The organism is Janthinobacterium breve (assembly GCF_051380895.1).
Lineage (GTDB): Bacteria > Pseudomonadota > Gammaproteobacteria > Burkholderiales > Burkholderiaceae_D > Janthinobacterium.
Genome location: NZ_JBNYXY010000009.1, coordinates 69,846 through 82,658, shown reverse-complemented (window position 1 = coordinate 82,658; position 12,813 = coordinate 69,846). Strand labels below are relative to the sequence as shown.

14 protein-coding genes are annotated in these 12,813 nt (G+C 64.6%); 5 read left to right on the top strand and 9 right to left on the bottom strand.

Annotation, left to right across the window (positions count from 1 at the left end; translation table 11 throughout):
- The first annotated feature begins 75 nt into the window (after positions 1 to 75).
- Together ACQ4W0_RS18730 and ACQ4W0_RS18725 are read left to right on the top strand one after the other, a co-directional pair.
- Positions 76 to 1,878: a DUF1800 domain-containing protein gene (locus ACQ4W0_RS18730; protein ID WP_436578111.1), complete on the top strand. Its 1,803-nt coding sequence runs from the start codon at positions 76 to 78 to the stop codon at positions 1,876 to 1,878.
- 9 nt (positions 1,879 to 1,887) lie between these two features.
- Positions 1,888 to 3,333, top strand: coding sequence for a DUF1501 domain-containing protein (locus tag ACQ4W0_RS18725; RefSeq protein ID WP_436578110.1), 1,446 nt, complete (start codon positions 1,888 to 1,890; stop codon positions 3,331 to 3,333).
- On the opposite strand, the gene ACQ4W0_RS18720 is transcribed toward ACQ4W0_RS18725, so the two are convergent.
- The 4 genes from ACQ4W0_RS18720 to ACQ4W0_RS18705 are packed head-to-tail and all read right to left on the bottom strand — an operon-like array spanning position 3,330 to position 5,478.
- Complete coding sequence (locus ACQ4W0_RS18720; RefSeq protein WP_436578109.1) at positions 3,330 to 4,193, bottom strand: dioxygenase family protein; 864 nt, start codon at positions 4,191 to 4,193, stop codon at positions 3,330 to 3,332. The two genes, ACQ4W0_RS18725 and ACQ4W0_RS18720, sit on opposite strands and share 4 nt — an antisense overlap.
- Positions 4,151 to 4,315 carry a hypothetical protein gene (locus tag ACQ4W0_RS18715; protein ID WP_436578108.1) on the bottom strand — a complete coding sequence of 55 codons (165 nt, stop codon included), beginning with the start codon at positions 4,313 to 4,315 and terminating at the stop codon, positions 4,151 to 4,153. The genes ACQ4W0_RS18720 and ACQ4W0_RS18715 overlap by 43 nt, the downstream gene beginning before the upstream one ends.
- A gap of 3 nt (positions 4,316 to 4,318) precedes the next feature.
- On the bottom strand, positions 4,319 to 4,957 hold the full coding sequence (locus ACQ4W0_RS18710) for a hypothetical protein (RefSeq protein ID WP_436578107.1): 639 nt from the start codon (positions 4,955 to 4,957) through the stop codon (positions 4,319 to 4,321).
- Between the two features lie 2 nt (positions 4,958 to 4,959).
- Positions 4,960 to 5,478, bottom strand: coding sequence for a Spy/CpxP family protein refolding chaperone (locus tag ACQ4W0_RS18705; RefSeq protein ID WP_436578106.1), 519 nt, complete (start codon positions 5,476 to 5,478; stop codon positions 4,960 to 4,962).
- 193 nt (positions 5,479 to 5,671) lie between these two features.
- Between ACQ4W0_RS18705 and ACQ4W0_RS18700 the strand changes: the two genes are divergently transcribed.
- Positions 5,672 to 6,361 carry a response regulator transcription factor gene (locus tag ACQ4W0_RS18700; protein ID WP_436578105.1) on the top strand — a complete coding sequence of 230 codons (690 nt, stop codon included), beginning with the start codon at positions 5,672 to 5,674 and terminating at the stop codon, positions 6,359 to 6,361.
- 2 nt (positions 6,362 to 6,363) lie between these two features.
- Positions 6,364 to 7,881, top strand: coding sequence for a sensor histidine kinase (locus ACQ4W0_RS18695; RefSeq protein ID WP_436578104.1), 1,518 nt, complete (start codon positions 6,364 to 6,366; stop codon positions 7,879 to 7,881).
- 41 nt (positions 7,882 to 7,922) lie between these two features.
- Here the strand turns inward: ACQ4W0_RS18695 and ACQ4W0_RS18690 are convergent, their stop codons facing one another.
- Entirely contained in the window at positions 7,923 to 8,273 is a 351-nt protein-coding gene (locus tag ACQ4W0_RS18690; RefSeq protein ID WP_436578103.1) for a FlxA-like family protein, read from the bottom strand.
- 167 nt (positions 8,274 to 8,440) lie between these two features.
- Here ACQ4W0_RS18690 and ACQ4W0_RS18685 point away from each other — a divergent pair, with 167 nt between their 5' ends.
- The gene (locus tag ACQ4W0_RS18685) at positions 8,441 to 9,664 is read left to right on the top strand and encodes a PrpF domain-containing protein (RefSeq protein ID WP_436578102.1); all 1,224 of its coding nucleotides are present in this window, start codon (positions 8,441 to 8,443) and stop codon (positions 9,662 to 9,664) included.
- 41 nt (positions 9,665 to 9,705) lie between these two features.
- Here ACQ4W0_RS18685 and dcd read toward each other — a convergent pair whose 3' ends face one another.
- The 4 genes from dcd to ACQ4W0_RS18665 all read right to left on the bottom strand — a co-directional run bounded on the left by dcd (position 9,706) and on the right by ACQ4W0_RS18665 (position 12,761).
- Positions 9,706 to 10,275 (bottom strand): dCTP deaminase, encoded by a 570-nt coding sequence (gene dcd, locus ACQ4W0_RS18680; protein WP_426073688.1) that lies wholly within the window; start codon positions 10,273 to 10,275, stop codon positions 9,706 to 9,708.
- Positions 10,276 to 10,408: 133 nt separating this feature from the next.
- On the bottom strand, positions 10,409 to 11,209 hold the full coding sequence (locus ACQ4W0_RS18675) for an alpha/beta fold hydrolase (protein WP_436578101.1): 801 nt from the start codon (positions 11,207 to 11,209) through the stop codon (positions 10,409 to 10,411).
- Positions 11,210 to 11,267: 58 nt separating this feature from the next.
- On the bottom strand, positions 11,268 to 11,975 hold the full coding sequence (locus tag ACQ4W0_RS18670) for an HAD family hydrolase (protein WP_436578100.1): 708 nt from the start codon (positions 11,973 to 11,975) through the stop codon (positions 11,268 to 11,270).
- Between the two features lie 24 nt (positions 11,976 to 11,999).
- The gene (locus ACQ4W0_RS18665; RefSeq protein ID WP_436578099.1) at positions 12,000 to 12,761 is read right to left on the bottom strand and encodes a sulfite exporter TauE/SafE family protein; all 762 of its coding nucleotides are present in this window, start codon (positions 12,759 to 12,761) and stop codon (positions 12,000 to 12,002) included.
- Positions 12,762 to 12,813: the final 52 nt, after the last annotated feature.

The window sequence follows — 12,813 nt, the reverse complement described above, 5'->3', positions numbered from 1 at the left end:
TTAATTGGTAACAGGATTCTGGTAAGCAAGCCCTACAATTAACGGGCCAGATTTTGATTGCCTGAAAGAAACTAAATGACCCACCCTACTTTGCGCTGCTTCCTGGCCATAACATTGCTCAGCCTGCTTACCGCCTGCGGCGGTGGCGGCGACAGCAAGACCGGCTCGACCCAGAACCCGGACGTTTCGGTCGTGCCGCCGGCGACCACCGCCCCCGGCGATCCGACAGCCCCCGGCACCACGCCTGGCGACACCATTCCGCCGCCACCCCTGACCACGCCGCCGGCCAAGCAGACGGCCACCTTTACGCGCCCGGAAGCGTCGCGCTTCCTGGGTCGCGCCACGTTCGGACCGGACATGGCGGCCATCGATGCGCTGGCTGCCAGCGATAGCGACGCCTGGTTCCGCGCGCAGTTTTCGAAACCGCAGACCTTGCACCGCAAATATATCGACGCCAAATATTCCGCTGCGGGCGCGGCGGCCACCAAGGCCGTGCCGAACGACTTTTATGAATCGTTCTGGCAGCAGGCCGTGCGCGGCGACGACCAGTTGCGCCAGCGCGTGGCCTTCGCCCTGTCTGAAATCTTCGTCATTTCCACGCAAAACGAGGCCGTATGGCCGCAAACGCGGGGCCTGGCCAGCTATTACGATATGCTGGGGCAACAGGCGTTCGGCAACTTCCGCACCTTGCTGCAGGGCGTGGCCACGCATCCGATGATGGGCCTGTACCTGTCGCACCTGCGCAACCAGAAGGAATCGGCCACGCGTACGCCCGACGAAAATTTCGCGCGCGAAGTCATGCAGTTATTTACCATCGGCCTGTACCAGCTGAACGCAGATGGCTCATTGAAATTATCCGGCGGCAAGCCCATCGAGACCTACACGCGCGACGATGTGAGCGGCCTGGCGAAAGTGTTTACGGGCTGGAGCTGGGCCGGGCCGGACCAGGGTGCGAACCGCTTTTATGGCAGCGTGGCCGATCCGGACCGCGACTGGAAACCGATGCAGAACTATGCGGCGTTTCACTCCACCAGCGAAAAACGCTTCCTCGGCGTGAGCGCGGCAGGCGCCGGCGGCGGCGAAGCGGACATGGCGCTGGCCCTCGACACCCTGTTCAACCATCCGAATGCGGGACCCTTCTTTGGCCGCCAGCTGATCCAGCGCCTGGTCACGAGCAATCCCAGTCCGGCCTATGTGGGCCGGGTCGCGGCCGCCTTTGCCAACAATGGCTTGGGCGTGCGCGGCGACATGCAAGCCGTGATCCGCGCCGTACTGCTGGACCCCGAGGCGCTGTCGCCAGCCGGCAGCAGCCTGCGCACGGGCAAACTGCGCGAACCGCTTGTGCGCTTAGGCAACTGGATGCGCGCATTTAACGCCAAGGATGCCGCCTTGCAGTACCGCATCTATTACCTGAGCGACCCACTCGCCGGCCTGGGCCAGAATCCCATGAACGCACCTTCCGTCTTCAACTACTTCCGCCCCTCCTACGTGCCGCCCAATTCCGCGCTGGCGGCGGCGGGCCTGGTGGCGCCGGAAATGCAGATCACCTCGGAACCATCCGTCACCGGTTACCTGAACTTCATGCAGGATGCCATCCGCGGCGGCGTGGGGGAAAACCTCGCCGTGCGGGCCGACTACTCGGCCGAACTGGCCCTGGCCGACCAGCCGGCCGCCTTGCTGGAGCGGGTCAACTTGCTGTTAATGTCGGGCAATATGTCGTCCCGGCTGCGCACCAAGATCCTCTCGGCCGTCACCAGCATCGCGATTCCCGCCGCCAGCGGCAGCAATGCCGCGCAAGTGACGACGGCGAAAACCTACCGCGTGCACCTGGCCATTTTCCTGTCCATGGCCTCGCCTGAATACCTGGTTCAAAAATAAGGAAGCTGCATGACTATCACCTCCCACTTCTCGCGCCGCCGCTTCCTTGGTTCCATGCTGGGCCTGGCCGGCAGCACGGCCGCGCCATTCGCCCTCAACCTGGCCGCCATGGGCCAGGCAGCGGCCCAGTCCGCCGACGACTACAAGGCCCTCGTCTGCCTGTTCATGGCCGGCGGCAACGATACCTTCAACACGGTGCTGGCCACCGACACGCCCTCCTGGAGTGAATACCTGCGCTTGCGCAACACGGGCGGCAACGATTCGATCCACCTGGCCGGCGTGGGCGAAACGGGCGGCGTGCTGCCGATCGTGCCCGCCACGGCGCAGGCGGGCCGCAGCTTTGCCCTGCATCCCGCCCTCGCCCCCGTGAAAGACCTGTTCGACGGCGGCCGTGCCGCCATCGTCGCCAATGTGGGCACGCTGATCCAGCCTGTGAACCTGGCGCAATACAAGGCGGGCAATGTGGCGCTACCGCCGAAACTGTTTTCGCATAACGACCAGCAATCGACCTGGCAATCGGGCCTGCCGGAAGGCGCCAGCGTGGGCTGGGGCGGACGCCTGGGCGACCTGCTGGGCACGGGCAACGTGAATGCCACGTTTACAGCCATCTCGGCCGCGTCGAACGCCTTGTTCCTCAGCGGGCGCCAGGTGCGCCAGTTCCAGGTGGGACAGGCGGGCGCCGTGCCGATCCGCAATATCGGCAGCGGCTATCTGTTCGGCACCACCCAGGGTGAGACTGCCTTGCGCGACATCATCAGCACGGCGGGCGACGACATGATGGAACAGGAACACGTGGCGACAGTGCAGCGCGCGATTTCCAGCCAGAGCGTGTTGAGCGGCGCCATGCTGGCGGCCGGCGCGGGCGGCGTGCCGAATCCGCCGCCTTATGTCAACCCGAACACGGGCGCGTCCGGCGTCAACCAGCTGGCCGTGCAATTGCAAACGGTGGCGCGCATCATCGGCGGGCGCGGCGCCCTGGGGGCGAAACGGCAAGTGTTTTATGTGACACTGGGCAGTTTCGACACGCATGACCGCCAAAAGGAGCTGCACGGCGACCTGATGGCGCGCCTGGCGCACGCGCTGGCGTATTTCGACGCGACCCTGGCGGCCCTGCAGGGCGCCGACGTGCGGCGCCAGGTGACGACATTCACGGCATCGGACTTCGGCCGTACCTTCAGCAGCAACGGCGACGGCACGGATCACGGCTGGGGCGCGCACCACTTTGTCGTGGGCGGCGCCGTGAAGGGCCGCGACATCTACGGCGCCTTCCCTAGCACGGGCGTGGGCCATGCGCTGGACGTGGGCTCCGGCGCCCTGCTGCCGACCACCTCCGTCGACCAGTACGGCGCCACCCTGGCCAAATGGTTCGGCGTGGCCGACAGCCAGCTGGCCGACGTGTTCCCGAATATCGGCAACTTCAGCCAGCGCGACCTGGGTTTCATGACCACAACTTAACCATTGACGGCGATGGTCAGGGTGACGACGTAGCCATCGCTGGCATTGCCCGTCACCGTGGCCATCTGCAGGCTGGTGCCGTCGCTGAAGACGTTGTCGGTGGCATAACTGATCTGTGCCAGGTTGCGCACGCTGGCCGTGTAGCCGCTGGCCGTGTAGGCTTCGTTCAACGTTGCCATCGGGAACGTGAATTGCGAAGTCTTGATGCGGTTCGCGGCGCTGGCCGCCTTGGCCAGGCTGGGATAGACCTCGACATGCACGTGCGGCATGCGCCCCGCGTAGCAGCCAGGAAAGATGGTCATAAAGCCCAGGTTGCCGGCGCTGTCCGTTTCCTGCACGCCGCGCAGGTAATTTTGCGCCGTCACGCCGCCCGAATACAGCGAATACAGGCCTTCACGGTCGCAATGCCACAGATAGACGGCATAGCCGGCCAGGCTGGCGCAACTGCCGCTGGCGTTGAGCAACTGCAATTTGATGGTGAGCGGCACGCCCGCCGCCACACCCGTGGCGCCATTAAAACTGGCGCGGATATCGCTGCGCACCACGCCCGACTGGTTCAGCACATTGATGATGCTGCCGCCATTCGTGTTCGTGCCATCGGCCGGATACGGCCCGCCCGTTTCCTCGGGAATCACCAGGCAGGCGCCCGCCGTCGGCAGCGTGACGGTGCCGCCGCCGGAAATGCCTGTGCTGGCAGCGCTGCCTGCCGCCGTGCCGCTGGCGTCCGAACTGCCACCGCAGCTGATCAGGGGCACGGTGGCGGCGCCGGCCAGCAGCCAGCGCAGGACTTGCCGCCGTTCGGCAGCCTGTTGCCGCATCATTTCGAGGTCGGATGCCAGACCGTAATCATGTAAGTCCATACATATTCCAACAAGTGGGGCAAGCCCGCCAAGGCGGGACTCAGGCTGGCGCACAGGAACAGCGCCTGCGTGGCACGTTGCGCGAGCGCCTTCCTGGCAGCCAGGGCGAGCTTGTGTTCCATGGATCAGGCCGTTGTATTGACCAGGTTGCCGCTGGATGGCAGGCTGGCGCTGCTGCTGGAAGCGCCCAGGCTGCCCGATAGCGCCTGCAAGAAGCTGCTCAGCTTGGCGCTGCTGTCGCCGCTGGTGCTGGCGCTGCCGCCCAGGGCAGTGATCAGGCTGGAGAAGCTGGATTGCAAATCCGAAACGCTGCTGTTATCGCTGCCCGTGCCGGACGACAGGGTCTGGATCAGGCTTTGCAAGTCCGATTTGATATTGCCATGCCCCCGTGCCCGCCCTCCGCCGCCGCCCTTGTCACCGTCCTTGTCACCGTCCTTGTCTGCGCCAGCGCTGGCGCCCGCACCACCCTGAGCGTGCAGGCTGCCCATCAGCTGGTGCAGGAACGCCCCCAATGCCTGGCCGGCATCGCTGCTGCTGGCGGTGCTGGTGTCGGCGCTAGTGCTGTCGGACGACGCCGTGTCGGGCACCGTCACGCCGATCGACGACAGGGCGCTGGAAACGGCATCGAGAAAGCCGTTATCGTCCTGCCTGGGCGGCCGCGTGCCGCCCACGCTGTCGGTACTGCCGGTATTGCTGCCGCTGACGCGGTTGAACGCGCTCAGCTGGGTAGTGGCGCTGCTGGAACTCAAGGCACTGATGCTCATGGTCAATCTCCTGTGGGTAATTGGGGGCGGCGCGGACCGGGGCGGCTGTCGTGCCGCTGCTGCGCCTGCTTGCGCTGCTCCGGTGTCAGCACGGCCAGCAATTGCTGCTCCAGCCGCGCCTGCTGCAAGCTGATTGTCGCCATGGCTTGCGCCGCCGTATTCGCCAGCGCGCCGGCCTTCGCATCGTCGTAGGCGCTCGATCCTGCCAGCTCGCGCAGTTGCGCATGCGCCTTGAAAGCGATCTTTTCCTGTTCGCGCAGCAAGGGCGCCTGGGCGTAGGTGGCGGCGAAGACCTTGTCCTGCTGCGCTTCGCTCAGCTCGATGCCGCGCAGGAACGGTGGCAAGCCTTGCGCGCCGGGAATGGGGACGTGACCCGGACCGTGGCCCAAGCCGGGCGGCGGCCCTGGCATGGCGCGTGGCGGCGGGCCGTCCGGTGCAGATTCCTGCTGGGCCAGTGCGAGCAGCGGCATGCTGCAGGCGGACAGCAGCAACAGTGATAGGACAATACTCAGGTGTTTCATCGGGCTTTCCTTTCGTGGCGATCAGCCCTGATTGTCGGCGTCTGGCGTGTAAAGCAACGTTAGGGCCGCGTAAAAGCGTGTAAAGGAAGGTGCGGAAATGTAAGCAGGCGTATGTAAAAGCGGGTAAAACCGGCATGAACAGCCCCCTTTGACTGCTATCATCGGGCGATATTCACCCGAAAAAAGCACAGGCATGAGCAAGGTTTTGTTAATCGATGACGACGTGGAACTGGTCGGCATGTTCCAGGAATACCTGACGCAGGAAGGTTTTGACGCCCGCGCCGTGCATGACGGCGAAAGCGGCGCGGCCGAGGCGCTGACGGGCCTGTACGCCATCGCCGTGCTCGACGTCATGATGCCGCGCATGAATGGCCTGGAAACCCTGCGCCGCATCCGCGCCGGCAGCAACCTGCCCATCCTGATGCTGACGGCGCGCGGCGACGATACGGACCGCATCGTGGGCCTGGAACTGGGCGCCGACGATTACGTGACCAAGCCGTGCACGCCGCGCGAGCTGACGGCGCGCATCCGCGCCATCCTGCGCCGTTCGCAAGCGGCGCCGCACGACAGTTCGGGTCTGGCGCCGCTGGCCGTGGGGCAGTTGACGATGTGGCCCGAACAGCGCCGCGCCGCCTGGGCCGGCGCGCACCTGGAGCTGACGAGCACGGAATTCAACCTGCTGGAAGTGCTGGTGCGCCATGCAGGCAAGCCTGTGAGCAAGAATCAATTGTCCGAACTGGGCCTGGGCCGGCCCATGGCGCGCTTCGACCGCAATATCGACGTGCACTTGAGCAGCCTGCGCCGCAAGCTGGGCAGCCTGGCCGACGGCCGTTCCTGCCTGCAAACCGTGTACCGTCTCGGCTACCAGCTGATCAAGGAGTAAGCGTGGGCCGTCTGTTCTGGAAGTTTTTTCTGTGCATCATGCTAGCGCAAGTAACGGCCACCATCGGCATCGGCGGCACCTTCTGGCTGAAAAACCGGGCCGCGCAGCAGGAGCGGGCCCTCGACATCGACACCAGCCCGCCCGCGCAGATGGCCATCGAAGCGGCCAGCGCCACGCTGGAAGCGGGCGGCAGCAAGGCCTTGCAGCAGTTTCTCGGCAAGATGGAACGCATGCGCGTGTTTGCCGTCGATGCCCAAGGGCAAGAATTGATGGGACGCAAGGTCCATCCGGCCATACTCGGCAAGGCGCGCGCGCTGCTGGCGCAAGGCTCGCCCCATGCCGTGGTGCGCGAGGTCAGCGGCAGCGACGGCACGCACTACCTGCTGTTCCTGCCCTCGTCCGTCCGCTTTCGCACTGCCGAGGCGGGCGCCGCGCGCGACACGCTCAACGCCGTCACCCTGAGCGGCCCGCGCGCCATGGGCGGCCCGCGTGCCGAAGCGCCCGGCACGCAGCAGCCGCGCCCCGACTACCAGCGCGGCCCGTCGCGCGAGATGGGTGGCATGGGTGGCATGCCACCCGGACCGCGCATGGACAGCCCCTACCGCACCTTCATCCCCCTGGCCGCCGCCATCGCCGCCAGCCTGCTGTTCTCCTTCTTGCTGGCCTGGTATTTTGCGCGCCCCATCCGCGACTTGCGGCAAGCGTTCGAGGCCGCCTCGCACGGCGACCTGGCGCCCCGTTTTCACGCCAGCGGCAAGCGCGGCGATGAATTGACGGACCTGGGCCGCGATTTCGACCGCATGACAGGCCGTTTGCGCAGCCTCATGGATAGCCAGACGCGCTTGCTGCATGATGTGTCGCACGAACTGCGCTCGCCATTGGCGCGCTTGCAGGCAGCCATCGGCCTGGCGCACCAGCAGCCGGACAAGATGGACGCCTCGATGCAGCGCATCGAGCGCGAAAGCGAACGCATGGATAAGCTGATCGGCGAACTGCTGACCCTGTCGCGGCTGGAAGCGGGCGCCGGCTCGCCCCTCAGCGAAGACGTCGGCATCGCCGACCTGTTGCACGACATTATGGAAGACGCCCGCTACGAAGCGAAGGCGCGCCAGGTGGGCATAGCGCTGGCGGGCGACGCGGTCGTCGCCGACGCCGCTGTCACGGGCCGGCCGGAACTGCTGGCGCGCGCCGTGGAAAACGTGGTGCGCAATGCCGTCAAGCACAGCCCCGATGGCGGCACGGTGGAAGTGACTTTGTCGCGCCTGCATGATGGCAAGCAGGATCTGCTGCGCATCGCCGTGCAAGACCGGGGGCCTGGCGTTGCCAGCGCCGACCTGGCCAGCATTTTCCAGCCGTTCTTCCGCGCCAGCCATACCCAGCACAGCACGGACGGCCATGGCCTGGGCCTGGCCATTGCCCAGCACGTCATCAGTGCCCACGGCGGGCGCATCGGGGCCAGCTTGCGCAGCGGTGGCGGGCTGTGCGTGGAAATGCTGCTGCCCGTCAAAACGCCAGGCTGACCTGTCGGTGAGCCTGGCGGCGGGTATTGCCGGGGACCTTGTTACGCCTGCGTATCGATGATGCTGCCCAGGGTGGACGAGCTTGATTTGGCCGGACTCGTCGCCGTATCGGCGCTGCTGGCCGTCTGCGTATCTTGTTGCGCCACCTGTTGCGCGGCTGCCGCTTGCAACTGAGCAATTTGCGCCTGCAAGGCCTGGATTTGCTGCGCCAGCTGCTGTTGCAGCTTTTGCGACGCGTCCGTCTGCGTGCCCTTCTGCGATTCCGTCAATTGCTTTTGCACCGCCGTGATCTGCTTTTGCAGCGCCGCGATCTGCGAACTGCTGCCCGAACTGGCGCTACCGGCCGCGCCGACTGTGCCGACTGCGCTGCCTGAACCGATTGCCGCTACCATGATGCCTCCCGAATGTGTCGATACCAAGGTTAACGGCAGGCATGGGCGCGGATGTAGTGCTGCGGGTGTAAAGACAGGTAAAGACCTCCGCCGGCACACACTCTTGCTTCTCGGCACAAAAAACTGGCACACTGACGCTTCCCCTGCCAGACCCTGATCGGATCGCCATGCCTCTGCTGCCCGCCCTGCCCGACCTCGTGCCCCGCCAGCGCTGCGGCGTGATCGAGTTTCCTGTCCACCACATGCGCGGCGGCACGTCGACTGGCCTGGTCTTGCACGCGGCCGGCGTGCCGGCCGAGCAAACGCTGCGCGAGGAATTGCTGCGCCACCTGATGGGCGTGCCCCAGTCCGGCCGGCTGCCGGGCAACCGCCAGATCACGGGCCTGGGACGCGGCGCTCCCACCAGCAATAAAGTCTTCCTGGTTGAGGTGGAACAGCATGCGGGCCAGCCGCGCATGGTCAGCACCCTGGCGCAGCTGGCCGGCGAGCACGGCGATATCGACTGGAGCGTGAACTGCGGCAATATGTCGTCCGCCCTGCAACTGTGGGGCCTGGACAGCGGCGTGATCGAGGCGCTGGCCATCGGCGCGCACGATATCGATATCCGCAACACCAACACGGGCGTCATCACCACCTCGCGCATGGCGCGCGAACTCGATGGCAGCTTTACAGCCACCGGCATTCCCGGCGTGCCCGGCAGCTTCCCCCGCGTCGACCTGTTCCTGCAGCACCCCGCCGGCGCCAAGACGGGGAAATTATTGCCGACAGGCAAGGCGCAAGACACGGTGCACGGCTACGACGTCTCGTGCGTGGACGTGGCCGTGCCCATGGTCATCGCGCCAGCGAGCCAGTTCGGCAAGACGGCGCAGGAAGCAATACGGGAACTGGAGGCGGACACGGCTTTCATGCAAGCCATCCGCCAGGTGTGGCGCGCGGCGGGCCTGCTGATGGGCTTGCGGCGGCGCGATGGCGAGTTGATGACATTGGAAGAACTGGAGCGCAGCGAAACCATCCCCAAGTTCTGTATCGTGGGGCCTGCAGCGGGAGAGGGAAATATTGCGGTACGTTACTTTACGCCACAGGCGGGCCACGCCTCGCTGGCCGTCTCGGGCGGCTGCTGCCTGGCGGCGGCTTGCTTGATACCGGGCACGGTGGCGCATGCGCTGGCGCGCGGCGTGCCACCTGTCGGGCGGGATGAGGCAGAGATTGACATCGGCATAGAAAACCCGGCCGGCATCCTGGACACCACCATCGTGGCGCGCCAGGCAGGAGACGCCATCGCCATCGACAGCGCGGCCTACCGGCGCAGCACGCAAATCTTGCTGCGCGGCCATGTTCCCCTGTACCAGCCGTCAGCCGCACTGAAAGCGTGGCTGCTGAAGCAGTTTTAAAGCAAGACCAGGCAGGGCTGGTGCCCCGCCCTTCAAGGCAATCAGGTCTTGGGCAGGGTCACGCCAACCTGGCCCTGGTATTTGCCGCCACGGTCCTTGTACGAGGTTTCGCACACTTCATCGGATTCGAAGAACAACACTTGCGCCACGCCTTCATTGGCGTAGATTTTCGCCGGCAACGGTGTCGTATTCGAAAACTCCAGGGTCACAAAGCCTTCCCATTCCGGTTCGAACGGGGTGACGTTGACGATGATGCCGCAGCGCGCATAGGTGCTCTTGCCCAGGCAAATCGTCAATACATTGCGGGGAATGCGGAAATACTCGACCGTGCGGGCCAGCGCGAACGAGTTCGGCGGGATGATGCAATAGCCCTTGCCCGACACATCGACGAAGTTATTCGCGTCAAAATCCTTGGGATCGACGATGGTGGTGTTGATGTTGGTGAACAACTTGAACTCGTCGGCACAGCGGATGTCATAGCCATAGCTGGAGGTACCGTAGGAAACGATGCGGTTGCCGTCGCGTTCCTTGACCTGGCCCGGTTCGAACGGCTCGATCATGCCCGTTGCTTCCGCCATGCGGCGTATCCATTTATCGCTTTTAATCGTCATCGCAGGGGGTTCTTTCTAGAATATCGGAATGGCGGGGGCCGCACGCCTGCAGCAGGCACGGCCCGAATGGCAGGATTTTACGCGAAAACCCGCCACTTTTGGACCTTGCAAGATGAAAATCGTTGGCGTCAGGCTACTGTTTCTCCAGCAAGGAAGTAATCATCTCGCGCACCACTTGCGCCGTCAGTTCCGGGTTTTCCATGGGAAACAGATGGCCGCCCGGCACCTGGCGAAAAGACTTGCCGACCAGCTTGCGCGTGGCCTTCAAGCCCGCCTGGCGGCATTCCACCGATTCCGTGCCACCGATAAAACCGATGGGCACGGGAAAGCCATCCTTGACGAGGCTGCCGATGTGATGCGGCAAGCTGCGGTAGACGTCCGTTTCCACTTCGCGCGTAAAGCGCAGCTGCACCCCTTCCGGATGAGGGACCAGGCCGCTGTCCATGTAGTCGTGCAAGACTTGCGGCGCCCAGATGGCGAACATGTCCTTGGCGGCAAAGTGGGCATACGCGGCTTGCGCATCGGGCCACAGCTTGCGCCGCCGGGCGGAAAAGCGCGACGGAGAAAACCGTTCGCCCAGTGCCGTATTGCGCGCCAGGCGCACCAGCAAGGCGCGCCAGCCCGCCACCACGGGCGAATCGAGCAAGACCACGCATCGCACCAGGTCGGGCCGCTGCTTGGCCACCATCACGCTGAGCATGCCGCCCAGCGAATGGCCGACGAGGATCACGGGCGCGCTGTAGCGGCGTTCCAGCTCATCGATATACTCGCGCACCAGTTCGGGCCAGCCCGTGCTGACGGGGTAAGCAGGATCGTGCGCGTGCATGTCGAGCGCCTGCACAGCGTAATGCTGGCCCAGCAAGCCGAACAACTTGCGGTAGGTGCCGGCAGGATAACTGTTGGCGTGGGCAAAGTGCAGTTGCGGGAGGGTCATCGTGGGGCTGGGCCGGTGAATGCGATAGGCAATTGTAATGGCATGCCGGCAAGACGTATCAGAGGAAGGCCTCTAATTTCCGAGGTAGCAGCGGGGGCGCTTGCGCCATGCCGGGCACGAACGAGGCCAGCACCGCGCCCAGCTCCGCGCTTGATTCCACCACGCAAAAGGCATCGTCGAACGCATGCTCGCGGTTCATCTGATTGCGCACGATGATGCATTCCAGCCCGGCCGCGTTGGCGGCGCGCAAGCCGCGCGGCGAATCTTCCACGGCCACGCACTGGGCGGCGGCCAGGCCCAGGCGCTGCAAACCCAGCTGATAGCCGTCGGGCGCCGGCTTGCTTTCCCCATACATTTCACGCGTCAGGACGAAGTCGAAGTGCGGCAACATGCCCGTAGCCGCATGGCTGATCTGGAAATGCTGTGCATAGGCGCTCGTCACCACGCCCATGGCCACATGCGGGCGCAGCGCCGCCAGCACCGCTTCGATGCCGGGCATGGCCAGCCGGCGCGCCTGGCGCAGCCGTTGCGCAAACAGCACGGTGCGTTCGGCGCGCAGGCGCTCGACCAGTTCGATCGCGTGGCCCTGTCCCAGCAGCACATGCCAGGCGCCGTAGTTATTGTCCAGGAACCAGTCAAAGAATTGCTTCGGCGTCAAGTCTATGCCGTAGGGCAAGAGCAAGTCGCGGTTGCTTTCGTAAAACAGCTGCTCGGTGTTGACCAGCACGCCATCGTTGTCCCACAGCACGCCCTGGATGGTTTTCATGGTGAGGTCTTTACGTACAGTCAATTACTTGAAAAATATGTCGTAAGATAATTTCACGATCAACAGCACCAACAGCACGAGGAACAGGATGCGCACGAAGGCGGCGCCGCGGCGCACGGCGATCCAGGTGCCTGTCAGCGCGCCCAGAATGTTGCACACAGCCATCGGGGCGGCCACCGCGTACACCACGTGGCCGGCAGGAATGAAGAAAGCCAGCGCGGCCACGTTGGTGGCGATATTCACCAGTTTCGAGCAGGCCGAAGCGAGGATGAAATCGAAGCCGAAGACACGGATAAACAGGAAAATCAAGAAGCTGCCCGTACCCGGCCCGAACAGGCCGTCATAAAAGCCGATGGCGCCGCCGATGACGATGGCGAGGATGCGTTCACGCGGGCCGATGGGGCGCGGCTCGCGCGTCGTGCCGAAATCTTTTTTGATGAAGGTATAGATGGCCATGATGATGATCAGCACCAGCACCATGGGGCGCACTACCTGCTGCGGCACATACGACACGGCGGCCGCACCGATGAAGGACATGACAAAGGCGCTGGCCACGGCGGGCAGCACCAGCAGCCAGGGAATGTTGACCTTGCCGACAAACGAGCGGGCGGCAAACGTGGTGCCGCAGGCGGACGCCAGTTTATTCGTGCCCAGCAAGGACGTGGAAGCCATGTTCGGCATCAGGTTGAACAGGGCCGGCAGCTGGATCAGCCCGCCCCCGCCCACGGCAGCATCGATCAGGCCGGCAAAGAAGGCAAATAAACACAGTAGCGAGATGGTCAGCATGATAGGCAGTGGGGAATGGGCGACAGCGGCAGTATAGGCGTCGTGGATTTTT

Coding starts and splice junctions, on each gene's coding strand:
- ACQ4W0_RS18730 (WP_436578111.1), top strand. CDS start 76: ATGACCCACCCTACTTTGCGCTGCTTCCTGGCCATAACATTGCTCAGC.
- ACQ4W0_RS18725 (WP_436578110.1), top strand. CDS start 1,888: ATGACTATCACCTCCCACTTCTCGCGCCGCCGCTTCCTTGGTTCCATG.
- ACQ4W0_RS18720 (WP_436578109.1), bottom strand. CDS start 4,193: ATGGACTTACATGATTACGGTCTGGCATCCGACCTCGAAATGATGCGG.
- ACQ4W0_RS18715 (WP_436578108.1), bottom strand. CDS start 4,315: ATGGAACACAAGCTCGCCCTGGCTGCCAGGAAGGCGCTCGCGCAACGT.
- ACQ4W0_RS18710 (WP_436578107.1), bottom strand. CDS start 4,957: ATGAGCATCAGTGCCTTGAGTTCCAGCAGCGCCACTACCCAGCTGAGC.
- ACQ4W0_RS18705 (WP_436578106.1), bottom strand. CDS start 5,478: ATGAAACACCTGAGTATTGTCCTATCACTGTTGCTGCTGTCCGCCTGC.
- ACQ4W0_RS18700 (WP_436578105.1), top strand. CDS start 5,672: ATGAGCAAGGTTTTGTTAATCGATGACGACGTGGAACTGGTCGGCATG.
- ACQ4W0_RS18690 (WP_436578103.1), bottom strand. CDS start 8,273: ATGGTAGCGGCAATCGGTTCAGGCAGCGCAGTCGGCACAGTCGGCGCG.
- ACQ4W0_RS18685 (WP_436578102.1), top strand. CDS start 8,441: ATGCCTCTGCTGCCCGCCCTGCCCGACCTCGTGCCCCGCCAGCGCTGC.
- dcd (WP_426073688.1), bottom strand. CDS start 10,275: ATGACGATTAAAAGCGATAAATGGATACGCCGCATGGCGGAAGCAACG.
- ACQ4W0_RS18675 (WP_436578101.1), bottom strand. CDS start 11,209: ATGACCCTCCCGCAACTGCACTTTGCCCACGCCAACAGTTATCCTGCC.
- ACQ4W0_RS18670 (WP_436578100.1), bottom strand. CDS start 11,975: ATGAAAACCATCCAGGGCGTGCTGTGGGACAACGATGGCGTGCTGGTC.
- ACQ4W0_RS18665 (WP_436578099.1), bottom strand. CDS start 12,761: ATGCTGACCATCTCGCTACTGTGTTTATTTGCCTTCTTTGCCGGCCTG.